Genomic DNA, 25915 nt, shown 5'->3' with positions numbered 1-25915 from the left:
GCGAATAGGTCGGGAAAAACCCCGAAGGGGCGGCGCACATGGATGTGCGCCGTTCGCGGCAGGGGCAGGATGCCCCTTCCGCGAATCCCGGCCTATTCGCGGACCCGGAGCGCGCAGCGCGGAGGGCGCGCAGGCAGGGTGTGTTTTCTTTTGGTTACTTTTCTTTGCACAAGCAAAGAAAAGTAACTCGCCGCAAGGCGAAAGCTTTGCTTCTGTTATTGCCTTTTGCTTCTGCTATTGCCGTTGCCGTTGCCGTTGCCGTTGCATCAAAAGCCAACCGACACCCACACAGCAATTCGCCTCAACGCTTACCGACATAAGCCTGCAACGCCACCCGCAACCGCTTCAACCCCTCACCCACTTCCTGATCCGTAATATTCAACGAAGGCACGAAGCGCAACACATCCGGCCCGGCCTGCAACGTCAACAACCCCTGCGCAGCGGCATGATCGAGGATCGCCCCAGCCTGCCCCGCATGCGCCTGATTCAACACCGCGCCCAGCATCAAGCCACGCCCACGCACCTGCGAAAACAGCGCGAACTCATCGTTGAGCGCGGCCAACCCCTGCCGCAGCGCCGCCGCCTGCCGCGACACGTTCGCCGCGATCGGCGCCGACCCCAGCTTGCGCAGCGCCACCCGCGCCACCGCCGCGGCCAGCGGATTGCCGCCGAACGTACTGCCATGCGCACCGAACTGCATCGTCTCGGCCACCTTCGGCCCGGCCAGCAGCGCGCCGATCGGGAAACCGCCGCCCAGCGCCTTGGCCAGCGTCACGATGTCCGGCGTCACCTCGTCCTGCCAGTGCGCGAACAGCGTGCCGGTGCGGCCCATGCCGCACTGGATCTCGTCCAGCAGCAGCAGCGCGCCATGGTGGTCGCACAGCGCGCGCACCTGCGCCAGGAACCCCGGCGCGGCCGGCATCACCCCGCCCTCGCCCTGCACCGGCTCGAGCATCACCGCGGCCACGTCGCCGGCGGCCATCGCCGTTTCCAGCTGCACGATGTCGTTGAAATCCACATAGCGGAAACCGCCGGGCAGCGGCTCGTAGCCTTCCTGGTACTTGGGCTGCGCGGTGGCGGTGACCGCGGCCAGGGTGCGGCCGTGGAAGCTGCCGCGGAAGGTGACGATGACCCGCCGGTCCGGCGCGCGGCCCTGGCTGGCGGCCCACTTGCGTACCAGCTTGATCGCCGCCTCGTTGGCCTCGCTGCCGGAGTTGCACAGGAACACCTTGCGCGCGAAGCGCGAGGCGGCGACCAGTTCCTCGGCCAGGCGCAGCGGCGGCTCGCTGTAGAACACGTTGCTGGTGTGCCACAGCTTGCCGGCCTGCTCGATCAGCGCCGCCGTCAGGTCAGGATCGTTGTGGCCGAGCCCGCACACCGCGATGCCGGCGGACAGGTCGATGTAGTCGCGGCCTTCGCTGTCCCACACCTTGGCGCCCTGGCCCCGCTCCAGCACCAGTTGGCGCGGACGGTAGATCGGCAGGTAATAGTGCTGGCCGAGGGCCATCAGATCCGCGGCGGAGGAAGCGGTCATCGAAAGGATTCCTGGGGGGGACAGCACACGAGTATAAGACCGCTGCGCGGCGTGGCGGCCGGCGCGAACGGACCCACGCGCGCAGCCGCCGCGGCGGCGCACGGCCAGGAACACGAATCCACCAGCGCACTACCAGCCGCAGCAGGATCGATCGGGGGCGACGCTCGGCAGACGCCCCAGGTCCTTCGCCAGCGCGCGCAAGCACGCGCCCGCCGAAACAAGGGCGGGTTAGCATGCGCGGATGCGACTTTTCCTGGATCCCCAACTCGCCCCGGCGACCGAGCACGGCTGGCGGCGGCGCTGGTTCGACATCATCTATCGGCACGACACCCGGCCTTCGCGCAATTTCGATCTGCTGCTGGTCGCGGCGATCGTGGCCAGCGTCGCGGTGATCATGGCCGACAGCGTGCCGGCGCTGCATGCGCGCTACGCCGGCTCCATGTACGTGCTGGAATGGGCGTTCACTGCGCTGTTCACCGCCGAGTACGCGTTGCGACTGATGACGGTGAAGCGGCCGCTGCGCTATGCGCTGAGCTTCTGGGGCGTGATCGACCTGCTCTCGACCCTGCCCACCTACATCTCGTTCCTGCTGCCCGGCGCGCAGACGCTCTTGGTGGTGCGCGTGCTGCGGGTGCTGCGGCTGTTCCGCATCCTCAAGCTGACCCGCTACGTGGAGGAAAGCAGCCTGCTGGTCGACGCGCTATGGCGCAGCCGGCGCAAGGTATTCGTGTTCCTGTTCACCGTGATCACCCTGGTGGTGATCTTCGGTGCGCTGATGTACGTGGTGGAAGGGCCGGCCAACGGTTTCACCAGCATCCCTACCGCTATGTACTGGGCGGTCGTGACCATGGCCACGGTCGGTTTCGGCGACATCGCGCCGCTCACGCCGCTGGGCCGCGCCATCACCTCGGTGCTGATCCTGATCGGCTACAGCATCATCGCCGTGCCCACCGGCATCTATACCGCCGAACTGGCCAACAGCCTGCGCGACGTCGACCGCAGCCGCGCGCCGGATCAACGCAGCTGCGCGCGCTGCGGCCTGCAAGGCCATGACCGCAGCGCCGGCTATTGCCGGGGCTGCGGCCAGGCGTTGCCCGATACCGCGCCTTGATTCCTCACCACACGCCGGTATTGGGCATCGATGCCCACGGCTCGGCCGGGGCCAGCGCCTCGCCCTTCTGCAGCAGCTCGATCGAGATCAGGTCCGGGCTGCGCACGAAGGCCATGCGCCCGTCGCGCGGCGGTCGGTTGATGACGATGCCCTGTGCTTGCAGATGCGCGCACAGCGCATAGATGTCGTCGACCTCGAACGCCAGGTGGCCGAAGTTGCGGGCGCTGCCGTAGTCCTCGTCCGAGCCCCAGTTGTAGGTCAGCTCGACTTCGGCCTCCGGGTTCTGCGGCGCGCCGAAGTACACCAGTGTGAACTTGCCGGCTTCGTTCTCGATGCGCCGGGTCTCGCTCAGGCCAAGGCCTTCGGTGAAGAATTTGCTGGTCTTCTCCAGATCGTGGACGCGGATCATGGCATGCAGGTATTTCATCGCGACAACTCCAATGGATGGGGGAAACGGGCAGGACCGCCGCGACTCGCGGCCGCTGCCGCCACACGGGGCGCGACAGCGAAGTCCTTGTACAGGCGCATAGGGTAGCGCCCGCCGCGTGCAGACGCGGGCAAGCCGCAGGCACGGCCGCCGTGCACCACGCCTTTCAGCGGAAATAACAGGCCTTCAACGGCAGCGTGGCCGCGCCAACCGCGCTTGCGTCGGCCATCGCCGCGGCCGGCAGCAGCACCGGCAACGGCCGCGCCTGGCCGCGCCGCGGCTGGTTGTCGACGCGCAGCTGCGGGATCAGGCGCAACGCCAGATCGCGCGGCAGGCGCCCGCCGAACACCACCGCCTGCGGATCGAAGACCGCACTGATCGCCGAGACGATCAGCGACAGGCCCGGCACCGCGCGCGCGATCCAGCGCTCGATCGTCGGCCAGGACGGATCGTAGGCCGCCACCAGCGCGCTGACGTCGGCCAGCATCACCCCATCCTCGATCAACATCTGCCGCAGCAGTTCCAGCGTGCCGCGCTCCAGGCCCGGCCCCGGCAGCATGCCGGCGAACTCGCCGGCATTGCCGTGCGCACCGCGCAGGACGGCGCCGTCGATCACCACGCCGCCGCCGAGACCGTAGCTGAAATACAGATAGGCGAAATCGCGGTACTGGCGGCCGACCCCGAGCAGGCTCTCGCCGACCGCGGCGACGCTGCCGTCGTTGTCCACCCACACCGGCAGGCCCAGCGCGTCAGCCAGCCAGTCGCCGATCGACAGCTCGCCCAGCGCGCGCAGCGGATCGGGCGGATTCATGCGCTCGGCACCCTCGACGAAGAAGCCGGTCATCGCCACGCCCGCGCCCAGCCGCGGCCCGAGTCCGCGCCCGGCCGCGGCCAGCAGCGCCGCGTCGGCCTCGCGCAACTGCGCCAGCAAGGCCGCCGGCTCGGTCGAACGCAATCGGTGCTCGGCGGTGGCGCGAACCTGGCCGCTGAAATCCAGCAGCGCCAGCGACAGCGCGTCGGTGGCGATCGAGTAGCCGACGGTATGACCGTGCGCGGGATTGAGCGCGATCGCCGCACCCGGCTTGCCGCGGCCGCCATGCGCCAGCGAGGCGCCGATCAGCACCAGCCCGCGTTCGGCCAGGCCGTCGATCAGGCGCACCGCCGATTGCACGGTCAATCCGGTGATGCGGCTGAGGTCGGCGCGGGTGACGGTGCCGAACAGGCGCAGGCTGTCGAGCATGCGCCGCTCGTTGTCGCTCAGATCGGCATGCGTGGCATGGACGGAGCGGGAAGCGCGCGGCAGCGAGACGGCGACGGGAGCGGGCATGAGCGAGGGTCGGAGGAAGGTCGGGAAAGCATAGCGGGCAATGGTGAAATATTTAATTCACCTTTAGTTATTAAATTTCCGCCATTGCTACGGAAGATCGCTGCTGTGTGGAGTTGCCAACATCCAGAAGACAGCAGCGTTTTCGCATCAAACCTCCACGTTGCGCCCAATCCTCGGCCGCACATCCTGCAGAGAAATCAGCCTGCCGCGACCAATGAAAGTTTCCAGTCTGCGGTCAGGTTCGGAGCTGAAGCCCCTCCTGAAGCAGGCGGCGCGACGGACGCACTGTCGCTGCACCGGCCGGCGCCTGCCCCGCTCAATCCAGGAACAGATCCGGCAACAACGGCTGCGCCGGATCCAGCGCGTAGCCGGACAGGTCGATCACTCCGGTCGCGGCCAGCACTTCGTCGTCGATCAGGAACTGGCCATGGAACCCGGCCGCGGTGCGCGTCAGCACCGCATGCGCCGCATCGGCCATGATCTCCGGACGCCGGCCGTTGCCCGCATCGACGCCTGGGATCATGTTCAGCGCTTCGGTGGCGATCAGCGTGCGCGGCCACAGCGCATTGACCGCCACGCCCTGCGGGCCGAATTCGCCGGCCAGGCCCAGGGTCACGAAGCTCATGCCCATCTTCGCCAGCGTGTAGCCGGTATGCGGCGCCCACCACTTCGGATCCAGCGACGGCGGCGGCGCCAGGGTCAGGATGTGCGGATTGGCGCTGCGCAGCAGGTGCGGCAGACAGGCCTGCGCGCACAGGAAACTGCCGCGCGCATTGACCTGCTGCATCAGGTCGAAACGCTTCATCGGCGTGTCCAGCGCGCCGCGCAGCCAGATCGCGCTGGCGTTGTTGACCAGGATGTCGATGCCGCCGAACGCATCGACCGTCGCCGCCACCGCCGCGCGCACCTGCTCCTCCTCGCGGATGTCGCACTTCAGCGCGAGCGCGCGGCCGCCGACCGCCTCGACCGCCGCCGCCGCGCTGTGGATGGTGCCGGGCAACTTCGGATTGGGCACCGCCGACTTGGCCGCGATCGCCACATTGGCGCCGTCGCGCGCCGCACGCAGCGCGATCGCCAGACCGATCCCGCGCGAGGCGCCGGTGATGAACAGGGTTTTGCCTTGCAACGTCATGGGATTGGGGATTCGGGATTGGAGATTCGCCGCAGCTTAGCGCCTTTGTCGTCCCCGCCAGGACAGCCCCAGACACAGCCATGCGCCTTACCAATCCCGAATCCCCAATCCCGAATCCCGGCCTCTCAGGGCTTCGGCCCCTGCCCCTCGTTGTCTTCCCACTTCAGAATGCGCCGGGTCACGAAGCGGTAGACCGGCTTGCCGGTGGCGAACCACAGTTCGCGCACCCAGGAGTGGCGCTTGAGCAGGCGCAGTTCGACCGGGGTCAGCGCCTGCCGGCAGTACATGCGCTTGTGCTTGAGCAGGTGGCGCAGGTCCTCGCGCGCCAGCAGCCGCATCCAGCGCGAACGCGGCGCGCCGCGCACCGCCAGCTGGAAGTCGATCAACGCCGGACTGCCGTCCTCCAGCACCAGCCAATTCGCTTCCTTGGCCAGATCGTTGTGCGCCACGCCGCGCCGGTGCACCTGCTGCAGCAGGCGCCGTGCGGCGCGGAAGTAGGCCAGGTCGCCGCGCGGCGGACGCTGGTACATCGCATCGCCGGCCAGGTAGCTGCGGTCCAGGAAGGTGCCGTCCCAGCCGCGCAGCTGCGGCGTCGCCGCCATGCCCGCAAGCTGCCGCAACGCCAGCGCCTCGCGCCGCGCCAGCCACCAGGCCGGCAGGCGCAGCCACCATGGCGCGGCGGTCAGGTCGCGGCGCACGAACACGCGCTCGCCGTGGCCCTCGGCCTCGCGTACCAGCAGGATGCGGCCGAAGCTGTCGGACTTGAGGATCTGGGTGGTAGCGGCCGGCGCGCGTGTCATCACGCCAGTTTAAGCGGATCGCCATCCTTGCCCACCTATAATCCTTCCCATGAATTCATCCTGGATCGACGCCACGCTGGAGTGGGTCGCAGCACATCCCCTCCTGGCCGGCGCGGTCATCTTCGGCATCGCGTTCTGCGACGCGGTCATCGTGCTGGGCACCATCGTGCCGGCGCTGCCGCTGCTGTTCGCGATCGGCGTGCTGATCGGGCTGGGCCAGATCTCCGGCCCGTACGCCGTGGTCAGCGCCGCCCTCGGCGCGCTGGCTGGCGACGCGCTCAGCTACTGGGTCGGCCATCGCTGGGGCCACCAGCTGCGCAACTACTGGCCGTTCCGGCGCTATCCGCAGCTGCTGGACCGCGGCGAGGCGATGTTCCGCCGCAATGCCTTCAAGAGCATCCTGGTGGCGCGCTACGTCGGCGCGATCCGCCCGTTCGTGCCGGCCGTGGCGGGCATGATGAAGATGCCGCTGCGCCGCTACTTCGTCGCCAGCGGCGTCGCCGCGGTGACCTGGGCGCTGCTGTTCCTGGGCCCGGGCTGGCTGCTCGGCCAGGCCTACGACGCGGTGGCCGCGGTCGCCGGGCGCCTGTTCCTGGTGCTGGGCCTGCTGGTGCTGGCGCTGGGCCTGGTGTGGGCGATCGTGCTGTACGGCTATCGCTGGTCGGCCGGGCACATGGATGCGCTGCTGGCGCGCGGCCTGGACTGGTCGCGCCGGCACCCGGTGCTGGGCCGCTACTCGATCGCGGTGTTCGACCCGCAACGGCGCGAGTCGGTGCCGCTGGCGATGCTGGCGGTGATGCTGCTGGCGCTGGGCTGGGGCTGGTTCGCGCTGCTTATGGTGGTGGTCGGCCACGGCGAGCCGCTGCGGCTGGACCTGGCGGTGCACGACCTGATGCTGGCGCTGCGCAATCCGCTGGCCGACTACCCGATGACCGCGCTGGCCTCGCTCGGCGACTGGCAGGTATTGGTGCCGGCCACCACGCTGGGCCTGGTCTACCTGATCTGGCGCCAGCGCTGGATGGCCGCGGCGCACTGGCTGGCGGCACTGGCCTTCGGCCTGGCCCTGACCAAGCTGCTCGGCACCACCGTGCACGTGGTGCGCCCGCCGGCGGCCAGCAGCGGCTTCGGCTTTCCCTCGGTGGCGGTGACCATGGCCACGATCAGCTTTGGCTTCTTCGCCGTGCTGATCGCGCGCGAACTGCCCGGGCGCTCGCGGGTGTGGCCATACCTGCTGTCGGGCGTGGTGGTGACCCTGATCGGCTTCGCCCGCCTGTACCTGGGCGCGCATTGGCTCAGCGACGTGGTCGGCGGCATGCTGTTCGGCATCTTCTGGCTGCTGGTCCTGGGCATCGCCTACCGCCGCCGCTTCAACCGCGCGTTCTGGATGAAGCCGCTGGCCTGGCTGTTCTATGGCGGCTTCGTGGCCGCGGCGCTGTGGTACGCGCCGCGCGATCTGGAACGCAAGCTGGCCAAGTTCGAACCGCCGCCGCCGGTGCTGATGGACCTGACCGCCAGCGCGTGGTGGCAGGACGAGTGGCGGCTGCTGCCGTCGCGGCGCAACGAGTTCGACGACGACCAGCGCTGGCCGCTGGACCTGCAGGTGGCCGGACCGCTGGCGCCGCTGCAGCGCCAGCTCGAAGCCGCCGGCTGGCGCGTGCAGCCGCAGGCCGGCTGGCAGCAGGCGCTGCAGTTGCTCGACTACAAGACCCAGGCCGAACGCGTCCCGGTGCTGCCGGCGACGCTGGACACCCGAGTGGAATCGCTGTTGATGCTGCGCCGCGGCCCGCGCCCCGGCGAACTCTATGCCTTGCGCCTGTGGCCGGCCCCGGCGCGGCTGCAACCGGGCAACGTGCCGCTGTGGCTGGGCAGCGCGCAGAGCCTGCGCTACGAACGCCACTTCAACCTGATCGGCCTGTGGCGCCCGCTGCGCGGCGCCGATCCCGCACTCAACGCGGTCACCGACGCGCTGCGCGCACTGCCCACCCGCAAGGACATGCATCGCCCGTCGGATGTGCCGGTATTGCTGGTGCGCAGCGAGGGCGAGGCACCGGCCGCGGCCCAATAACGCAAGTTCACTTCAGCTGTTCACCGCCAGCGGAACGTGTAGCGGAGCAATGGAGGAGTGCGTCAGTCGCAACAGACATTGCCGGCAAAACCTGGCGCGACCGATGGTTCATGGCTACCTCGTATCGCGCCCACCAGTCTGGCGCCATGCTGCGGAACGATGCCCCGTCGCTGATGGCTCAGGTCGCGGCTGAAGCCGCTCCTACAAACGCTCGATCATGCCTGGAGCATCCGCGTCCAGCAGACGCATGGCCATTCGCCGCACATGCCACGCCGACACCCATTGCGAATCCCACCCGGCCCTCAGGGAATCCAGCCGAGCAACTGCTCCAGCCGCTCGTGCGGATCGTCTTCCTGCAGCAGCGCCAGGCGCTGGCGCTCGTCCAGCGGCAACAGTTCGGCCAGGCGCCAGCCGACCCAGGCGGCCTGGTCGAGCAGACGCGGACCGACCACCGGATATACGTCGGCGGCCTGGTCCAGGATGCTGTCCAGCACCGTCGACAACAGCGCGTGCTGCGGCCGCAACTCGTCGTCCTCGTCCGGCTCGCGCCAGTGCACGTCGCCGACCACCAGGCCGTTGTCGCGGACCCGGCTGCGCAACACGTGGAAGCGGCGTTCGCCGCGCAGACTCAGCACCAGCACGCCGTCGGCGCCGACATCGAAATCGACGATGCGCGCCTCGGTACCGTACGCCGCCGGCACGGCCGGGACGCCGGTCTCGGCGCCCTCCAGAATCAGGCACACGCCGAAGCCGCTGCCGCTGCGACCGCAGTCGCGCACCATGTCCAGGTAGCGGCGTTCGAACACGCGCAGCTTGATCGACGCACCCGGCAGCAGCACCGCATGCAGCGGGAACAGCGCCAGCGTGCTGCGCTCCTCGCTCATGTGGGCGCTCCGGCGCACAGCATGACACTCATTGCAGCGCCGCCAGGAAACGCCGCGGCGCGCCGTCGAAGCCGCCGTTGGACATGAACACCACATGGTCGCCGGCGCGCGCCTGCGCCTGCAGCGCCGCCAGCAGCGCGTCCACGTCCGCGGCGGCACAGGCCTGGCCGCGTACCGCGGCGATCACCTTGCCGGCGTCCCAGGCAAGTTCCGGCCGCTGCAGGAACACCACCGCATCGGCCGCGTCCAGCGCCGGCGCCAGCGCCTCGGCATGCGCACCCAGCCGCATCGAATTGCTGCGCGGCTCCATCGCCACCACGATGCGCACCGCGCCCACTTTCGCGCGCAGCCCTTCCAGGGTGGTGCGGATCGCGGTGGGGTGATGCGCGAAGTCGTCGTAGACGGTAATGCCCTGCGCTTGCCCAAGCACTTCCAGGCGCCGCTTGACGCTGCGGAACTGCGCCAGCGCCGGCATCACCTGCGCCGGCGCCACGCCGACCGCATGCGCCGCGGCCAGCGCCGCCAGCGCGTTCATCACGTTGTGGCGGCCGAGCAGCGGCCAGCGCACTTGGCCCAGTTCCTGGCCATGGTGCAAGACAGCGAAATGGCTGCCGTCGGCGGCAATCGGGCGCGCGCTCCATTCGAACGCCGGATCGAACCCGAAGCGTTCCACCGGCGTCCAGCAGCCCATCGCCAGCACCTCGCGCAGATGCGCGTCCTCGCCGTTGACGATCAGCCGTCCACGCCGCGGCACGGTGCGCACCAGATGGTGGAACTGGCGCTGGATCGCGGCGACGTCGGGGAAGATGTCGGCGTGGTCGTATTCGAGGTTGTTGAGGATCGCCACCAGCGGCCGGTAGTGCACGAACTTGCTGCGCTTGTCGAAGAACGCGGTGTCGTACTCGTCGGCCTCGACCACGAACAGCGGCCGCGCTTCCGCGGCGGCGGTTTCGCCGACGCGCGCATGCGCGCCGGTGGCGACCGCTGCGTGCTCGCGCGCAGCGACGGCTTCTACGCCCGGATCGCGTTGCGCACCGCCGGGTGACGATGCCTTGCCGCCCAAACGCGCGGACACGCCGAAATCCTCGGCCACGCCGCCGATCAGGAACCCCGGCTCGCGGCCGGCCGCCTGCAGCAGCCAGGTCAGGATGCTGGTCGTGGTGGTCTTGCCGTGGGTGCCGGCCACCGCCAGCGTGTCGCGCCCGGGCAGCACCCGCTCGCTCAGCCACTGCGCGCCGGAGGTGTAGGCACGGCCGGAATCCAGCACCGCCTCGACCGCGGCATTGCCGCGCGACAGTGCATTGCCGACGATCACCTGCGCGCAGTCGGCGCCGATGTGCTCGGGCAGGTAACCCTGCTTCAGCGCGATGCCCAGGTGCTCCAGCTGCGTGGACATCGGCGGATAGATCGCCTGGTCGCTGCCTTCGACCTCATCACCGAGTTCGCGCGCCAGCGCGGCGACACCGCCCATGAACGTACCGGCGATGCCGAGAATATGGATCTTGCTCATGCCGCGATTGTCGCCGATCCCCCGACGCGCGCAAACCGGCACGATGCGGCTGCCGGCCCGCGGTGCGGCGCCATCGAAGGGCAAGCTGCCCAGCTCTTCCCTCGAAACGGCGACGACGTCAAGTAGGAAATCCCCCACACCCCCTGAAGAAAGTTCCCGATAGGCAAGTCGGGAGCCAACATCGAAAATGAACGAGCCAGCCGCAACCCCCTACGGTCCTACTCCCCAAGAGGCCATCCCCAAGGGAGCTCATGTTGTGGGGCTCTGAGCAAGCCCGTTCGCTGGCACCTAACGGTTCCGGCCTCCCGCCCGCGTCCACGCGTGGCGGGAGGCATGGATTTGCCGTGCCACTGTTGACGGCGGATGCGGTTGGATCTTGCGCAGAAAGCGGCTCGCCAACCGCGTGGCGCGGACGCGCGGCAGCCGGAGTTGGGTCGACGCCTGGCGGGCTTGAACCCTGCGCGCACCCCGTACACGCGAGCCTTACGTCCTATCCCGTGCAGGAGCGGTTTCGACCGCGACAAGCGAAGTGTGAGGTGCAGACTTCGGACACAGCCTGTCGGGGCTGAAGCCCCTCCTACAGTGCACCCAGTTAGCTTGCCGCAAGTCCCTGTAGGAGCGGCTTCAGCCGCGACGAGCGAAGCGGCACGCGTTCCGGCGGCGCAATGCGTCGGGACCGAAGTCCCTCCCACAGTGCACTCAGTTAGCTTGCCGCAAGCCCCTGTAGGAGCGGCTTCAGCCGCGACGAGCGAAGCGGCACGCGTTCCAGCGGCGCAATGCGTCGGGACCGAAGTCCTCCCACAGTGCACCCAGTTAGCTTGCCGCAAGTCCCTGTAGGAGCGGCTTCAGCCGCGACGAGCGAAGCAGCGTGCTTTCCGGCAGCGCAATGCGTCGGGACTGAAGTCCTTCCCACAGTGCACCGAGTCAGCTTGCCGCAAGTCCCTGCAGGAGCGGCTTCAGCCGCGACGAGCGAAGCGGCGTGCTTTCCGCCAGCGCAATGCGTCGGGACTGAAGTCCCTCCCACAGTGCACCCAGTTAGCTTGTCGCAAGTCCCTGTAGGAGCGGCTTCAGCCGCGACGAGCGAAGCGGCGCGCTTTCCGACGGCGCAATAATGCGTCGGGACTGAAGTCCCTCCCACAGTGCACCCAGCGAACAGGCTGCAAGTCCCTTGGGACTTCGGAAACCGTCGGGGCTGAAGCCCCTCCTACGGTGAAGCGAGCGCGACGGACTCAGGCCTGCGAAGAAGCGCAGCGGATGAGGCGAGACCGTCAGCTCCATGGGTCGCGTCGAGCGCCGCAGCAAGGCGGCCGCTCGACGCAGGGCCGCCTCAGCGGCCGATCGATGCCAGGATGCGTGCCAGCACTTCGTCCAACGAGCCGACGCCGTCCACGCGCGCCAGGGTGCCGCGCTTGTCGTAGAAACCGATCACCGGCGCGGTCGAATCGTTGTACACCTGCAGGCGCTTGCGCACCGACTCGGGGTTGTCGTCTTCGCGGCCTTCGGCCTTGGCGCGGCCGGCGATGCGCTCGACCAGCAGTTCGGTGGCCACGTCCAGCTGCACCACCGCGTCCAGCGGCTGGCCGATCTTGGCCAGCAGTTCGTCCAGCGCCGAGGCCTGGGCCAGGTTGCGCGGATAGCCGTCGAGGATGAAACCGTTGGCGACGTCGTCGCGGCCGAGGCGCGATTCGAGCATGCCGAGCAGGATGTCGTCGGAAACCAGGTCGCCGCGCGCCATCACTTCCTTGGCCTGCACGCCCAGCGGGGTGCCGGCGGCGACTTCGGCGCGCAGCAGATCGCCGGTGGAAATGTGCGGTATCTGCAGCTTGTCCTTCAGGCGGCTCGCCTGCGTGCCCTTGCCCGATCCGGGCGGTCCCAACAGAACCAATCGCATCAACCTGACTCCTCGAGGAAATTACCGTGCGCGGCCGGCGGCGTTAGACTCGGGGGCCACGCCTGCGCTGTACCGCAAGGCCCCCAGCTTAACGCATCCGGGCAATGTCCCGGCAATGTCCCCACCCCAGGAGCGAGTCCCGACCATGGCCCAAGGCACCTTGCTGTATGCCCAGTCCGGCGGCGTCACCGCCGTCATCAACGCCAGCGCCGCCGCCGTGATCGGCGAGGCGCGCGCACGCAAGGTCAAGGTCCTGGCCGCGCGCAACGGCATCCTCGGCGCGCTGCGCGAGGAGCTGATCGACACTTCCAAAGAGTCGGCCGCCGCGATCCGCGCGCTGGCCCATACGCCCGGCGGCGCGTTCGGCTCCTGCCGCTACAAGCTCAAGTCGCTGGAGGCCGACCGCGCCAAGTACGAGCGCCTGCTGCAGGTGTTGCAGGCGCACGACGTGCGCTATTTCCTCTACAACGGCGGCAACGATTCGGCCGACACGGCGTGGAAGGTGTCGCAGCTGGCCGACGCGTTCGGCTATCCGCTGCACTGCATCGGCGTGCCCAAGACCATCGACAACGACCTGGCGGTCACCGACACCTGCCCCGGCTTCGGCTCGGCCGCCAAGTACACCGCGGTGTCGGTGCGCGAAGCGGCGCTGGACGTGGCGGCGATGGCCGAGACCTCGACCAAGGTTTTTGTCTACGAAGCGATGGGCCGCCACGCCGGCTGGCTGGCCGCCGCGGCCGGACTGGCCGCGCAGTCGCCCGACGACGCGCCGCAGATCATCCTGTTCCCCGAACGCGCCTACGACGAAGCCGCATTCCTGGCGCAGGTGCGCAAGGTGGTGGACAAGGTCGGCTGGTGCGTGGTCGTGGCCAGCGAAGGCATCCAGACCGCCGACGGGCGCTTCGTCGCCGATGCCGGCGGCGGCACCGACGCGTTCGGCCACAGCCAGCTCGGCGGCGTGGCCTCGTACCTGGCCGGCAAGGTCAAGGCCGAACTCGGCTACAAGGTGCACTGGACCCTGCCCGACTACCTGCAGCGCTCGGCCCGCCACATCGCCTCAAAGACCGACTGGGAGCAGGCGCAGGCGGCCGGCAAGGCGGCGGTGCAGTTTGCGCTGAAGGGCATGAACGCGGTGATGCCGGTGATCGTGCGCAGCAGCGATGCGCCGTACCGCTGGAAGATCGAAGCCGCGCCGCTTAGCAAGATCGCCAACCACGAGAAGAAGATGCCGCCGGCGTTCCTGCGCAAGGACGGGTTCGGCATCACCGAGAAGGCGCGCCGCTACCTGCAGCCGCTGATCCGCGGCGAGGCCTATCCGCCCTACGACCGCAGCGACGGCCTGCCGAAGTACGTGGCGCTGAAGAATGTGGCGGTGAATAAGAAGCTGCCCGCCTGGGAGGGGTGAGGCGTGGCGCTGGTGTCGGGACTCGGGACTCGGGACTCGGGACTCGGCTTCCAGCGTGCTTCGGTCGTGGCCGCCGGCACAGTGCCGCTCTCGCTGCGGCCTGGTCCCTCAACGCCCGCCATCCTGTACCCGGCGCGCGGCGCCGGTTGAGCGCCGAGCGGCGGATCATCCTGGCGGGCGCAGAAGCTTCTTCAGCCCGCTTTGGACGATCTCCGCGAACACCTTCGGTTCGCCATAGGCGCGTGCGGTGAGCATCGCGCCGTACACGATCGACATGAACGCTTCCGCCTCCAGGCGGGCGGAGCCTTGCAGCTGGAACCGGCCCAGTTGCGCGCCCTTGGTCAGCACGATTTCCAGCCAGTTCGACAGGTCGCGGAAATGCGCGCGCACATGCTCGGCCAGATCGTCGGGCAGTGTGGGCAATTCGCTGGCGAGCATGCCGGCGACACAAAAAGGCGCGGACGCGTCGGCGATGCATCGCTCCCAGTAGCCGGTATAGAAGCCGAGTTGCTGCTCGGGGTCGAAGGCGCCGCTCTCCAGCATCCGGGTCTGCGCAACGATCAGGGCGCGGGATTCCTCCACGACCGCCCGCGCCAGATCGGCCTTGGCAGGAAAATGGTGGTGGATGCTCGCCTTGCGCACCTGCACCTGTTCGGCGACGTCAGCGTAGCTGAAGCCGTTGTAGCCCCGGGTTTGGATCAGGTAGCGGGCCGAATCGATGAGTTTCTGCTGCGTCGTCATGGCTGAATTCTACCACCTGGTAGGTAGCCACTCGACCCATCCAGTCCTGCACGGCCTTAAATCAAGCTGCCTCACGAGCGCATTGACTATTTACCTACCAACTAGTAGGTTTAATCCTCTTCCCAAGGATGTCCCATGAACGCACTTCGCAATTTCTACCTCCTGCGCGCCGGCGTCGCCTTCGCCTGGATCGCCGCGGTCCTGCTTTCCTCGCCGGGATCCGCGGCGCTCGCCGGAACACTCATGGTGATTTACCCAGCCTGGGACGCGCTCGCGAACGTTATGGATGCGCGGCGCAGCGGCGGACTCCGTGCCAACCCGGGGCAGACGTTCAACGCGCTGGTCAGTGCCGTCACTGCCGTCGCCATGGCGGTCGCATTCGCGCTGCATGGCAACGCGGGCGGTGTCCTGGTCTTCGGCGCATGGGCGTTGCTCGCGGGACTGTTCCAGCTCGCCGTCGGCATCCGCCGCCGCAAGCTCGGCGGCCAGGTCTTCATGATGATCAGTGGCGCCCAATCGGCGCTCGCCGGCGTGTTCTTCGTCGTCCAGTCGTTCGGCGCCACGCCCACCCTCGCCCAGCTCGCGCCCTACGCTGGCTTCGGCGGCCTCTACTTCCTGCTTTCCGGCCTGTGGCTGAGCTTCCGGAAACCGCGTCCGGCGTCCTCGATTTCCTGAAGCGCCTGGCGAGAACGCGCTTGCCGCATTGGAGAATTTTTGTCCAGGCGAACAGGCGCGGCGGATTCACGGCGAAGGATGCGGTTACGCTAGCGCACGCCAACCGGCATCCGCCCTGCAAACCGACGACAAGGAACCAGAATGGACGTCGATTGGCACAACGGTCCGATCACCCGCGCAACGCCGGTGGACGAGACCTACCGCAATACCCAGGCCGTGCGCCGGTTCCTGGCCGGTGCGTGCGGAGCCGAGTTCAAGTTCGATCGGACCTTCATGGCGTGGATCAAGGACGGCGCGCCCAAGAACATGGGCGACGTTGCCGACGAATGGCTGCGCCGGCGGCGGGCAGGACTGTCGCTAGCGCGATAACGCTGCGCGGTTCGCGTGGCCTATACGTTCGATTAAAAACTGGCGGCGGCGCACGGCAACGCGCGTTCACGGCTGAGAAAAAATGCATTTCGGGCAGCCGCTGGCCGGGCTGAGCGCGGATGGCGAACGGCGAACGGCGAACGGCGCGAGCATGCAAGCGCATCGCGTCAGACAGGAAACGTGCCCGGCCGCGCGATGTCCATGCAACGCATCGGCTCCGCTGCACGAACAGTCGCGCAGCGGCTGCATTCCGCAAGGAATGCGCTTACGCGCACCGGCTCAGCGGCAGTCCTTGCCTTCCAGCGTCATCTGCGCGGCGAACTGCGGCACCTGCGCGATCGCGCCGGTTGCCGCCTGCTTCTTCGCCTCTTCCAGATAGATCCGCGACTGGCCCTGGCCGTCGAGATCCGCCTTGGTCGCCACCGGCTTGCGCCACACCCGCACCACCGCCTGCTGCGACGGACAGGCGGCGCTGGGCACGCGGATCACATCGTTGAACTTCCACCCGGTCGCTTCGCTGGGCTTGGCCTGGTCGAACTCCACCAGTTTGGCGCGCGGCTGGCAGGTGGGGCTGCTGCGCACCGCGGAAAACTTGTAGGGCTGCGCCGCATCGCCGGTGTAGACGCCTTCGAAGCGCACACAGGCTTCGGGGATCTGCCGGATCGTGTGCACCACGCCCACCGCCTGCGCGGCACCGGGCTGGCGCTGCAGTTCCGGGACCGGATCGGCGGCCAGCGCCGCCAGCGGCGCGCAGGCGCAAAGGCCCAGCGCCAGGGTCGAAGCGAGTGCGCGCAGCCGCGCCGTGATGGTCGATTGCATGGGCTTGCTCCTTGGAAGCGATGCGCAACGCTGCCACGCGCCGACTGAACGCGGCGCCAAGACAGCGTAGGCGCCCAACGCTGGCGATGGGCAGAACCCGGGCGCATACTCGGCCCGGTTCAAGCCAGGTCGAACATTGCGATACGCACCACCGGCGCATTGCGGCCGCGGAGTCGTTGCATGCCTCAGACTCCTTTAGGTGTGATCCCGTTGTACGTCCCACCGCTTGGGCGTCATCCACATCCTTGGGAGGGGTCATGCTGGAACGATATGCGGTCACCGTGGCACTGGCGTGCGCGGCCTTGGCAATACTCTATGGCATCGTGTCCACACGCTGGATCCTGGCGCAGCCCGCCGGCAACGAACGCATGCGGCAGATCGCCGATGCGATTCAGGAAGGCGCACGCGCCTACCTCAACCGCCAATACCAGACCATCGCCATCGCCGGCGTGGCGCTGTTGCTGCTGGTCGGGTTCTTCCTGAGCTGGTACACCGCCGGGGGCTTCGCGATCGGCGCGGTACTGTCCGGCGTGGCCGGCTACATCGGCATGAACCTGTCGGTGCGCGCCAACGTGCGCACCGCCGAGGCGGCACGGCGCGGGCTGGGGCCGGCGATGGACGTGGCGTTCCGCGGCGGCGCGATCACCGGCATGCTGGTGGTCGGGCTGGGCCTGATCGGCGTGGCAGGCTACTACGGTGTGCTGCAATGGCTGGGACGCAGCGTCGAGGAAAGCCTGCACGCGCTGGTCGGCCTGGCCTTCGGCAGTTCGCTGATCTCGATCTTCGCGCGCCTGGGCGGCGGCATCTTCACCAAGGGCGCCGACGTCGGCGCGGACCTGGTCGGCAAGGTCGAGGCCGGCATCCCCGAGGACGATCCGCGCAACCCGGCGGTGATCGCCGACAACGTCGGCGACAACGTCGGCGACTGCGCGGGCATGGCCGCGGACCTGTTCGAGACCTACGCGGTCACCGTCATCGCCACCATGCTGCTCGGCGGACTGATGGCGGCCGAGGCCGGGCGCAACGCGGTGCTGTATCCGCTGGTGCTCGGCGGGGTGTCGATCGTCGCCTCGATCGTCGGCACCTTCTTCGTGCGCGTGCGTCCCGGCGGCTCGATCATGGGCGCGCTGTACAAGGGCGTGATCGTGTCCGCGCTGCTGGCCGCGGCGGCGTTCTGGCCGGTGACCCAGCAACTGATGGGCGACACCGCCGCTGGCGCGACCAAGCTCTACGGCTGCGCCCTGATCGGCCTGGTGCTGACCGGCTTGATCGTGTGGATCACCGAGTACTACACCGGTACCCAGTACAAGCCGGTGCAGCACGTGGCGCAGGCCTCGACCACCGGCCACGGCACCAACATCATCGCCGGGCTCGGCATCTCGATGAAATCGACCGCACTGCCGGTGATCGCGGTGTGCGCGGCGATCTGGGGCGCGTTCGCGCTGTCGGGCCTGTACGGCATCGCCATCGCTGCCACGGCGATGCTGTCGATGGCCGGCATGATCGTCGCGCTGGACGCCTACGGGCCGATCACCGACAACGCCGGCGGCATCGCCGAGATGGCCGAGCTGCCGCCGGAAGTGCGCGCGGTGACCGACCCGCTGGACGCGGTCGGAAACACCACCAAGGCGGTGACCAAGGGCTATGCGATCGGTTCGGCCGCGCTGGCCGCCCTGGTGCTGTTCGCCGACTACACGCACAACCTGCGCGCCGCGCATCCGGGCGAAACCTTCGCTTTCGACCTGTCCGACCACACGGTGATCATCGGCCTGCTGCTCGGCGGCCTGATCCCGTACCTTTTCGGCGCGATGGCGATGGAGGCGGTGGGCCGCGCCGCTGGCGCCGTGGTCGAGGAGGTGCGGCGCCAGTTCCGCGAGATCCCCGGCATCATGGAAGGCACCGGCAAGCCGCAGTACGACCGCGCGGTGGACATGCTGACCCGTTCGGCGATCCGCGAAATGATCGTGCCGTCGCTGCTGCCGGTGGCGGTGCCGGTGGTGGTCGGGCTGCTGCTCGGCCCGCGCGCGCTCGGCGGCCTGCTGATCGGCACCATCGTCACCGGGCTGTTCGTGGCGATTTCGATGACCACCGGCGGCGGCGCCTGGGACAACGCCAAGAAGTACATCGAGGACGGCCACTTCGGCGGCAAGGGCAGCGAGGCGCACAAGGCAGCGGTCACCGGCGACACCGTCGGCGATCCGTACAAGGACACCGCCGGCCCGGCGATCAATCCGCTGATCAAGATCATCAACATCGTCGCCCTCCTGATGGTGCCGCTGCTGTAGCGGCACGCGCCCGGCACCGGCGCTGGCGATCCGCCGGCGCCGGGCCGCACGCAGCGCGACTACAGGCAATCGATCAAGCCGTCGTTGACGCTGCGCTGGCTGTGCGGCAGCGGCGCGAACAACGGATGCTCCCCGGCCAGCGCCTGGTACAGCGCCACCAGCCGGGTCTGCGGCAGCAACGGCGTGGGGCACTGCCACAGCTTCGCATCCACCTGCACCTGGCCGGTGGCCGGGTCGATGCTGGCCTCGCTGGCACCGAAGGTCCACACGCACTGCCCGATCGCCCCATCGCGTTGGCGTACCGAGCAGCGGTAGCGCAGCGGCTGGTAGTCGCTGTACTCGCCCTCGCAGAAGGTGTCGCCGCAACTCTGGTCGAAGTCCTCGGCCAGACGCCGCTCCAGGTCGTCGAACGCCTCCCAGCCCGCGCCCGCGGTGGGATAGTCGACCGCATCCACGTAGACCTGCTGCTGCGCCTGTGCGTGGGATGCGCCACAGGCCAGCAACACGACCGCCAGCAGCGGGCCCATCGAATACCGGATTCCTTTCATCGTCTTGCTCCTTGGGTGGACTGTGGACACAGCGTCTCCCGGGAGAGCGAATGGCACTATCGGAAACCTGCCCATGCGCAGCGGTACGGAGTCCGAAAGCCTTGTAGGAATAGGCTGAGCCGCCCACGCTGCATTGCAACAGCCAACCGACTAGAATGCAGGCCTCTTTGAAGCCACTCCACTGGAGCTAGCGCATGGGTCTGGAACTGGTCACCTCCGGCAAGAATCTCCCGGAAGAAATCAACGTCGTCATCGAAATCCCCAAGGATTCGGAGCCGGTCAAGTACGAAGTGGACAAGGCCAGCGGCGCGATCTTCGTCGACCGCATCCTTTCCACGCCGATGCGCTATCCCTGCAACTACGGCTACGTGCCCAACACCCTGTGCGGCGACGGCGACCCGGCCGACGTGCTGGTGGTGCTGCCGCTGCCGCTGGTGCCCGGCTGCGTGGTGCGTTGTCGCCCGGTCGGCGTGCTCAAGATGAGCGACGAGGCCGGCAGCGACGAGAAGATCCTGGCGGTGCCGGTAGCGAAGGTGTTCGAGGGCTACGGCCACATCGAGGACATCGCCCAGGTGTCGGGCCACTGGATGGAGCGCATCGGCCACTTCTTCGAGCACTACAAGGATCTGGAGAAGGGCAAGTGGGTCAAGCTGGACGGCTGGGGCAACGCCGCCGAGGCCAAGCAGATCCTGCTGGACGCGGTCGAGCGCTACAAGGCCGGCGCCTGACCTGACGAACCGACGCCGCGGCGGGGGGGATCGCCCGCCGTGGCTGACTCGCTTCACGTTTTACGAATACGGACGCTGCCGTATTCCGGGGTTTAGAGTACATTGCTGAACGAATGTCCGGGCCGGTCGAGCGTGAACCGGCCCCTCTTGGGGGGTAGTCTCTTGCGTATCCTGTTCGTCGGCGACGAGGCGAGCCTGCCGGCCGAAGTCACCGCATACATCCGCGAATTGGGCGAGGACTGGCAGGTCCAGACCGTGACCGACGGCAATGCCGCCATCGCCGCCGCCGCGACCGTGCAGCTGGATGCGGTGATCGCCGCGCCGGCGCTGCCGGACCTGACCACGGCCACCCTGCTCGGCCAGATCCGCACGCTGAGTCCGGAAACCATCCGCATCGCGCTGATCGACGCCGAGCAGAGCAACCGCGCGCCGCCGGCGCGCATCATCGGCGTGGCGCATCGCTTCCTGCCGCTGCCGCTGTCGCCGGAAATGCTGCTCGAGGCGGTCACCAGCATCGAGGAACTGCAGGAGCTGCTGGGCGATCCCCGGCTGCGCGCCAGCATCGGCCGCATCGAGAAGCTGCCCTCGCCGCCGCACCTGTACCTGAGTCTGATGCATGCGCTGGAACAGGACGACGGCAGCAACGCCGCCGACCTGGCCAAGCTGGTCTCGGCCGATCCGGCGATCGCGGCCAAGGTGCTGCAGCTGTGCAATTCGGCGTACTTCTCCAACGGCCGCACGATTTCCGACCTGCGCACCGCCGTCACGCGGCTGGGCATCGCCACCTTGCGCGACCTGGTCCTGGCCAGCGAAGTGTTCTCGGTGCAGGGGCTGTCCAATGCCGAACGCAACGCGCTGCAGCAGCGCTCGCTGCTGGCGTCGAAGCTGGCGTCGAAGATGCTGCCGTCCTCCAGCGCCGAACTGGGCGCGACCGCCGCGCTGCTGGCCGACATCGGCCTGCTGCTGCCGGGCATCCGCAACGAGCGCGAGCCTGCCGTCGAAGGCGACGACGAACGTCCCGGTCATGCCGAGGCGGGCGCCTACCTGCTCGGCCTGTGGGGCCTGCCGATGCCGATCATCGAAGCGGTGGCGTTCCACCGCGAGCCGCAGCGTTCCAGTACCCGCAGCTTCTGGGTCACCGGCGCGGTGCACGTGGCGATGGCGCTGGCCAGCGGCTCGGAGATCGATGAGGACTACCTGGCCAAGACCGGCACGCTGAACAAGCTGCCGACCTGGCGCGAACAGGCGGACAACCTGATGGGGCTGACCTCGGCCTAGCCGCGGCCGCGCTGCCCTCGCGGCGCGGGAAGTTGATGGGAAAGCGGCTCTCACGTGAGAGCCGACCCCATCGCGCATCGTATCGAAAGGAATGAGCAGTGCCCCACGCGGCGCTGACGCCGGCGGCTTGCCGGCAATTCCGGCGATGCGTCATCGACACAGACCATCCAAGTAGACACATCGGCTCAGCTTCGCTGTCTTCGCCCCCCCTCGTGTCCGACACTGCCGCCATGACCATTCGCCGCAGCGATAGCGGGACACCGGCGCTGCGGCCTTTCTTGCGGGAGTCATTCCGGGTGGCGTCGGGCCATCAATCGCGACGCGTTATCGGTAGTGTCCGTCGCGACTGAAGTCGCTCCCACAAAAAAACCGCCGCCCTCCTCGCTCACCGCTCAACCTCTCGCCGCCGCCGCATTCGATGTGCGCCGAAAGCAAAAAAAGACGGGCCTTGCGGCCCGTCCTTTTTTGTTACTCAGACGCCGATGGATCAGAAGCGCTGGGTGTACTTCATGTAGAGCATGCGGCCGATGTCGAAGCTTCCGTTGTACGAGAAGTTCGAGTTGGGCTGGCTGTACATGATCGGGCCCTGGTGATTGAACACGTTGTTGGCACCCAACGACACGGTGGCATCCCACGGCGCGTTGTAGCGGATCTGCACATCGTGGAACGTGTTGGAACCGACTGTGCGCGACGGCTGCTCCAGCGTGTACGCGGAGGTGAAGCCCGGCTCGTTGCACTCCGAACCGCCACCCAGATCGTACGTGCAAGCCTCGCGCAGACCGGAGTAGTAACGCACACCCCAGTTGACGCCGAAGCTGCCGTAGCTCCAATCCACGTTCAAGTTGGAACGGACGCGGAAGTTGGAACCCCAGTCGCTGCTGCCCCAGCCATTGTGCTGCTCGATCGGCGTTTCAGACTCGTTGTCGCGCTTGTATTCCTGGTAGTCCACGTAGGTGGTCTTCCAGTCGAACACGAAGTTGCCGAAGCCGGTGTCGCTCAGACGGTAGCGCACGCCCAGATCGTAGCCGGCGGTTTCCTGGTAGCCGCCGTTGATCAGGGTACGGGTCACGTCGATGACCTGGCCGCTGGTGGCATCACGCACGAAACGGTCGCAGGCCGCGCCGATGTTCTGCACGTAGCACTGGTTGAGGATGGAGGTGACCGATTCGGCAGCGATGACGTTGTCGATGCGGATCTTCCACCAGTCCAGGCTGATGTCCAGGCCGTTCACGTAGCTCGGGCTGTAGACCAGGCCCAGCGTGTAGGTCTTGGAGGTTTCCGGCAGCAGCTCCGGGTTGGAGCCGGACAGGTACGCGTAGTTCGACTGCGACCCGGGACCACTGGCATCCACGCCGCCGGAGGCTTCCTGGCGGAAGTTCGCCGGCACCGTACCGCCGCAGCGCGTGGCCACGCCCGCGTTGCGGGTCGCGGCACCGAACAGGGTGTCGCACGGATCGGTGTAGGAGTCGAAGGTCTGCGAGGTGCCGCCGTACAGGTCGGACACGGTCGGCGCACGGAAGCCGGTGGCGTAGGTGCCGCGCACCAGCAGGTCGTCGATCGGCTTCCACTTCAGGCCGAACTTGCTGTTGGTGGTGTCGCCGAAGGTGTTGTAGTCCGAGTAACGACCGGCCACGTCGAACGACAGTTCCTTGGCGAAGGGCATGTCGGCCAGCACCGGGATGTTGAACTCCAGGTACACCTCGTCCAGCGAGTAACCGCCGCGGGTCGGCGCGCCGGCCAGGTCGGTGCTCAGGCCGGACTGCAGCAGGGCGTCGGGATCGTAGCGCGCGTCTTCGCTGCGGTGCTCGACGCCTGCGGCCATCGCCAGGTCGCCGGCCGGCAGCGCCATGATGGTGCCGCTGAGGTTGGCGCTGTACACCTTGGTGGTGCTCATCGAGGTGTCGTGCGACGGCAGGAACAGATACGCCTGCAGCGCCGGATCGGCCAGCGAGCCGGCACCGGCGGTACCGTTCGGCAGCAGGGGGTTCCACGGCATGCAACCGGCGATCACGTTGCCGGCAGAGCCGCACTTGACCACGCCATCGCTGTCCAGGAACGACGGGCCGACCGCGTTCTGCACGTTCGGAACGAACAGGTTGCCGGTACCGGTCTTGGTGCCCTTGTTGCGGTTGTAGACGTAGCCGACGTCCCAATCCCAGTAATTGTCGCCCAGCTGGAACGAACCTTCGAGCCCGCCGCTGAAGCGGAAGGTGTTCAGCTCGGAACGGGTCTGGCGCGGCACTTCCCAGGTACGGCGCATGAAATCGACGTCCTGGCCCGGCAGCGGATTGAAGTAGCTCTCACCCGACAGCGGGCTGTCGAACGCCACCGAACGGTACGGATAGCCGGCGACCTGCTGCAGCGTCTCGCGCTCGGTGTACAGCACGCTGGCAGTACCACGGACGTTGTCGGTGAAATCGAAGTTGCCGTTGGCGAACACCGAGCGGCGCTCGATCCCGGTCTGCAGGAACATCTGCTGGCTCGGGTTGGACAGATCGGCGTTGCTGAAGTCGTGGTAGTCGGCGAAGTTGCGCGGGTTGCCGCCCGGATTCAGCGAATACATGTTGCCGTCCGCGTCGAGCAGCACACCCTTCTCGCTGATCGCGCTCCAGCCGTTGGAGGCATCGGCGGTCGGAACCGGGTGGAAGTAGCCGTTCGGCGACGCGCTGTAATCGCGATCCTTGGCGTAGACCGGATCTTCCTTGCTGTACTCGGCGCCGAGGGTCAGCGAACCGCGGTCGTTGCTGGCGCCGTAGACGAAGTTGTAGGTTTCCTTGTGGCCGTCGCCCTGGCCGTACTGGCCGACGTAGGCGCTGGCTTCCAGACCATCGAAGTTCTTGCGGGTGATCACGTTGATCACGCCGGCGATGGCGTCGGAGCCGTACAGCGCCGACGCGCCGTCGGTCAGCACTTCCACGCGCTCGACCATCGAGGTCGGGATCGAGGCCAGATCGGTGTAGCCGCCGGAGCTGACGCCCATGCGCTTGCCGTCCAGCAGCACCAGGGTGCGCTGCGGGCCGAGGTTACGCAGATCGACGTACTGGCCGCCGACTTCTTCGCCCGAGGACAACGCATCGGCGCGGCTGATCGCCGGCGAACCGGTGGCCGACAGGTTCTGCACGATATCGGCGACGCTGGTGTAGCCCTGCTTCTCGATGTCGGCGCGCTGCAGCGCGATTACCGGCTGCGCGGTTTCCGAGCTGGCCTGACGGATGCGCGAACCGGTGACCTCGATACGGTCGAGGTTGGTCGGATTGCTATCGGTAGCGGTGGCTTCTTGCGCGCCGGCGATAGCCGGCGTCAACGCGATCGCGATGCTGGCGGGCAACAGGCCCAGCCGCACTGCGGAAGTGCGAAGGTTCATTCATCTCTCCAGGGGTAACGTTAGGGGCGTGTTAAGCGCCCTGGGCACGTTACGTTCCGGTGAGCACCGGCGCTTTGCTGGGGCCGTTCGCAGACTTTGCCGACTCTGGCGGCACGGTCGCCGCCTGCCGATATTGCGAAGCGGATACGCCGAAGCGCGCACGAAAGGCGCGGGCGAAGCTGCAACAGTTGTCGAAGCCGCTGGCCGCGGCGACCTCGCCGATCATCATCGCCGTGTCGCGCAGCAGGTCCGCGGCGCGCTCCAGGCGCAGGCGCGCCGACAGCGCCTGCGGGCTTTCCTCGTACAGGCATTGGAAAGTCTTGGACAGATACCAACTGGAGAAGTTGGTCAGTTCGGCCAGTTCGCTGATCCGCACCACGCGGTCGCGGTGCCCTTCCAGATACAGATGCGCGCGCTGCATGCGCCCGAACACCTGGCGCTTGCGCACCCGCGAACGCCCGGGGCAACGCTGCACGCGGTGCGACAACTCGCCCTGCATCGAGGCCAGGTGCAGCAACACCGGACGCATCGCCAGCACATCGCCCGGCCGCGCCGCCGCCTGCCGCCACAGCCGCAGCGCGATCCGCGCTTCGCGCGGCGGCAGCACGCCGCGGCCGGCATACAGGGTCGCATCGGCCATCCGCCCAAGCGCCTTCAATGCGTCGGCGTCCAGGCTGAGGCCGATGCACAAGCCGTCGCGATCGGCCTGCACCAGCGGCCGCGAATCGCGCTCGAAGGCCAGCCACTGACCGCGCTGCAGTTCGAAGCGGCCTTCCTTGGCTTCGATCCAGGCGCTGCCGCGCAGTTGGATCCAGACCGTGAACGCGGCGGCCGAGGCCTGCAGGCTACCCAGGCGCGCCGCGCCCAGGCAGGCCGAGCCGGTGGGCGCGTCCTCGTTATCCAGGATCCGTTGCTGCCCACGATCGGCCAGGAAGACTTGTCGCATCCGATGCACCCGCTTTGCTTGAACCGGCGCGCAGTGTTGCCGGATGTGGCGGCAGGGTCAGGACGATGTGGCGATG

The 25915-nt window shown here is 68.0% G+C and carries 21 protein-coding genes; 8 read left to right on the top strand and 13 right to left on the bottom strand.

What is annotated here, in order from left to right; genetic code table 11:
- Positions 1-301: 301 nt before the first annotated feature.
- Entirely contained in the window at positions 302-1534 is a 1233-nt protein-coding gene (locus HEP74_RS04370; RefSeq protein WP_185815354.1) for an acetylornithine transaminase, read from the bottom strand.
- Positions 1535-1775: 241 nt separating this feature from the next.
- On the opposite strand from HEP74_RS04370, the gene HEP74_RS04365 reads away from it, so the two are divergent.
- Positions 1776-2645 (top strand): ion transporter, encoded by an 870-nt coding sequence (locus HEP74_RS04365; protein WP_185815353.1) that lies wholly within the window; start codon positions 1776-1778, stop codon positions 2643-2645.
- Positions 2646-2649: 4 nt separating this feature from the next.
- Here the strand turns inward: HEP74_RS04365 and HEP74_RS04360 are convergent, their stop codons facing one another.
- The 4 genes from HEP74_RS04360 to HEP74_RS04345 all read right to left on the bottom strand — a co-directional run bounded on the left by HEP74_RS04360 (position 2650) and on the right by HEP74_RS04345 (position 6331).
- Positions 2650-3072, bottom strand: a complete 423-nt coding sequence (locus HEP74_RS04360; RefSeq protein WP_185815352.1) for a VOC family protein — start codon at positions 3070-3072, stop codon at positions 2650-2652.
- Between the two features lie 166 nt (positions 3073-3238).
- Positions 3239-4399 (bottom strand): ROK family transcriptional regulator, encoded by a 1161-nt coding sequence (locus HEP74_RS04355; RefSeq protein ID WP_524540763.1) that lies wholly within the window; start codon positions 4397-4399, stop codon positions 3239-3241.
- Between the two features lie 316 nt (positions 4400-4715).
- Positions 4716-5531 carry an SDR family oxidoreductase gene (locus HEP74_RS04350; RefSeq protein WP_185815351.1) on the bottom strand — a complete coding sequence of 272 codons (816 nt, stop codon included), beginning with the start codon at positions 5529-5531 and terminating at the stop codon, positions 4716-4718.
- Positions 5532-5656: 125 nt separating this feature from the next.
- A complete protein-coding gene (locus tag HEP74_RS04345) occupies positions 5657-6331 on the bottom strand; it encodes a serine/threonine-protein kinase (RefSeq protein WP_185815350.1) in 675 nt (224 codons plus the stop codon).
- Positions 6332-6380: 49 nt separating this feature from the next.
- On the opposite strand from HEP74_RS04345, the gene HEP74_RS04340 reads away from it, so the two are divergent.
- The gene (locus tag HEP74_RS04340) at positions 6381-8396 is read left to right on the top strand and encodes a bifunctional DedA family/phosphatase PAP2 family protein (RefSeq protein ID WP_185815349.1); all 2016 of its coding nucleotides are present in this window, start codon (positions 6381-6383) and stop codon (positions 8394-8396) included.
- Positions 8397-8698: 302 nt separating this feature from the next.
- Here the strand turns inward: HEP74_RS04340 and HEP74_RS04335 are convergent, their stop codons facing one another.
- The 3 genes from HEP74_RS04335 to HEP74_RS04325 form a co-directional block, all read right to left on the bottom strand.
- Entirely contained in the window at positions 8699-9280 is a 582-nt protein-coding gene (locus HEP74_RS04335) for an LON peptidase substrate-binding domain-containing protein (protein ID WP_185815348.1), read from the bottom strand.
- 28 nt (positions 9281-9308) lie between these two features.
- Positions 9309-10790 carry a UDP-N-acetylmuramate:L-alanyl-gamma-D-glutamyl-meso-diaminopimelate ligase gene (gene mpl / locus HEP74_RS04330; RefSeq protein WP_185815347.1) on the bottom strand — a complete coding sequence of 494 codons (1482 nt, stop codon included), beginning with the start codon at positions 10788-10790 and terminating at the stop codon, positions 9309-9311.
- A 1327-nt stretch (positions 10791-12117) separates the two neighbouring features.
- Entirely contained in the window at positions 12118-12681 is a 564-nt protein-coding gene (locus HEP74_RS04325; protein ID WP_185815346.1) for an adenylate kinase, read from the bottom strand.
- 145 nt (positions 12682-12826) lie between these two features.
- Here HEP74_RS04325 and HEP74_RS04320 point away from each other — a divergent pair, with 145 nt between their 5' ends.
- Positions 12827-14086, top strand: coding sequence for a 6-phosphofructokinase (locus HEP74_RS04320; protein ID WP_185815345.1), 1260 nt, complete (start codon positions 12827-12829; stop codon positions 14084-14086).
- Positions 14087-14251: 165 nt separating this feature from the next.
- On the opposite strand, the gene HEP74_RS04315 is transcribed toward HEP74_RS04320, so the two are convergent.
- Positions 14252-14827 carry a TetR/AcrR family transcriptional regulator gene (locus tag HEP74_RS04315; RefSeq protein WP_185815344.1) on the bottom strand — a complete coding sequence of 192 codons (576 nt, stop codon included), beginning with the start codon at positions 14825-14827 and terminating at the stop codon, positions 14252-14254.
- A 135-nt stretch (positions 14828-14962) separates the two neighbouring features.
- Between HEP74_RS04315 and HEP74_RS04310 the strand changes: the two genes are divergently transcribed.
- A complete protein-coding gene (locus HEP74_RS04310; protein ID WP_185815343.1) occupies positions 14963-15502 on the top strand; it encodes a DUF308 domain-containing protein in 540 nt (179 codons plus the stop codon).
- Between the two features lie 141 nt (positions 15503-15643).
- Positions 15644-15871 carry a DUF6434 domain-containing protein gene (locus HEP74_RS04305; protein ID WP_185815342.1) on the top strand — a complete coding sequence of 76 codons (228 nt, stop codon included), beginning with the start codon at positions 15644-15646 and terminating at the stop codon, positions 15869-15871.
- Between the two features lie 279 nt (positions 15872-16150).
- Here the strand turns inward: HEP74_RS04305 and HEP74_RS04300 are convergent, their stop codons facing one another.
- Positions 16151-16690: a hypothetical protein gene (locus HEP74_RS04300; protein ID WP_255427886.1), complete on the bottom strand. Its 540-nt coding sequence runs from the start codon at positions 16688-16690 to the stop codon at positions 16151-16153.
- 257 nt (positions 16691-16947) lie between these two features.
- Here HEP74_RS04300 and HEP74_RS04295 point away from each other — a divergent pair, with 257 nt between their 5' ends.
- Complete coding sequence (locus HEP74_RS04295) at positions 16948-18975, top strand: sodium-translocating pyrophosphatase (RefSeq protein WP_185815341.1); 2028 nt, start codon at positions 16948-16950, stop codon at positions 18973-18975.
- Between the two features lie 59 nt (positions 18976-19034).
- Here HEP74_RS04295 and HEP74_RS04290 read toward each other — a convergent pair whose 3' ends face one another.
- Positions 19035-19523: a hypothetical protein gene (locus tag HEP74_RS04290; RefSeq protein WP_185815340.1), complete on the bottom strand. Its 489-nt coding sequence runs from the start codon at positions 19521-19523 to the stop codon at positions 19035-19037.
- Positions 19524-19717: 194 nt separating this feature from the next.
- Here HEP74_RS04290 and ppa point away from each other — a divergent pair, with 194 nt between their 5' ends.
- Positions 19718-20251 carry an inorganic diphosphatase gene (gene ppa / locus HEP74_RS04285; RefSeq protein ID WP_179567039.1) on the top strand — a complete coding sequence of 178 codons (534 nt, stop codon included), beginning with the start codon at positions 19718-19720 and terminating at the stop codon, positions 20249-20251.
- Positions 20252-20413: 162 nt separating this feature from the next.
- On the top strand, positions 20414-21529 hold the full coding sequence (locus HEP74_RS04280) for an HDOD domain-containing protein (RefSeq protein ID WP_185815339.1): 1116 nt from the start codon (positions 20414-20416) through the stop codon (positions 21527-21529).
- Between the two features lie 487 nt (positions 21530-22016).
- Here the strand turns inward: HEP74_RS04280 and HEP74_RS04275 are convergent, their stop codons facing one another.
- Both HEP74_RS04275 and HEP74_RS04270 read right to left on the bottom strand, forming a co-directional pair.
- Entirely contained in the window at positions 22017-24893 is a 2877-nt protein-coding gene (locus HEP74_RS04275; RefSeq protein WP_185815338.1) for a TonB-dependent receptor plug domain-containing protein, read from the bottom strand.
- 49 nt (positions 24894-24942) lie between these two features.
- The gene (locus HEP74_RS04270) at positions 24943-25839 is read right to left on the bottom strand and encodes a helix-turn-helix transcriptional regulator (RefSeq protein ID WP_185815337.1); all 897 of its coding nucleotides are present in this window, start codon (positions 25837-25839) and stop codon (positions 24943-24945) included.
- Between the last annotated feature and the right edge of the window lie 76 nt (positions 25840-25915).

It is taken from the genome of Xanthomonas sp. SS (assembly GCF_014236835.1).
GTDB lineage: Bacteria > Pseudomonadota > Gammaproteobacteria > Xanthomonadales > Xanthomonadaceae > Xanthomonas_A.
Note: the sequence above shows the minus strand (reverse complement) of the source record. Positions and strands in the feature narration are given on the sequence as shown.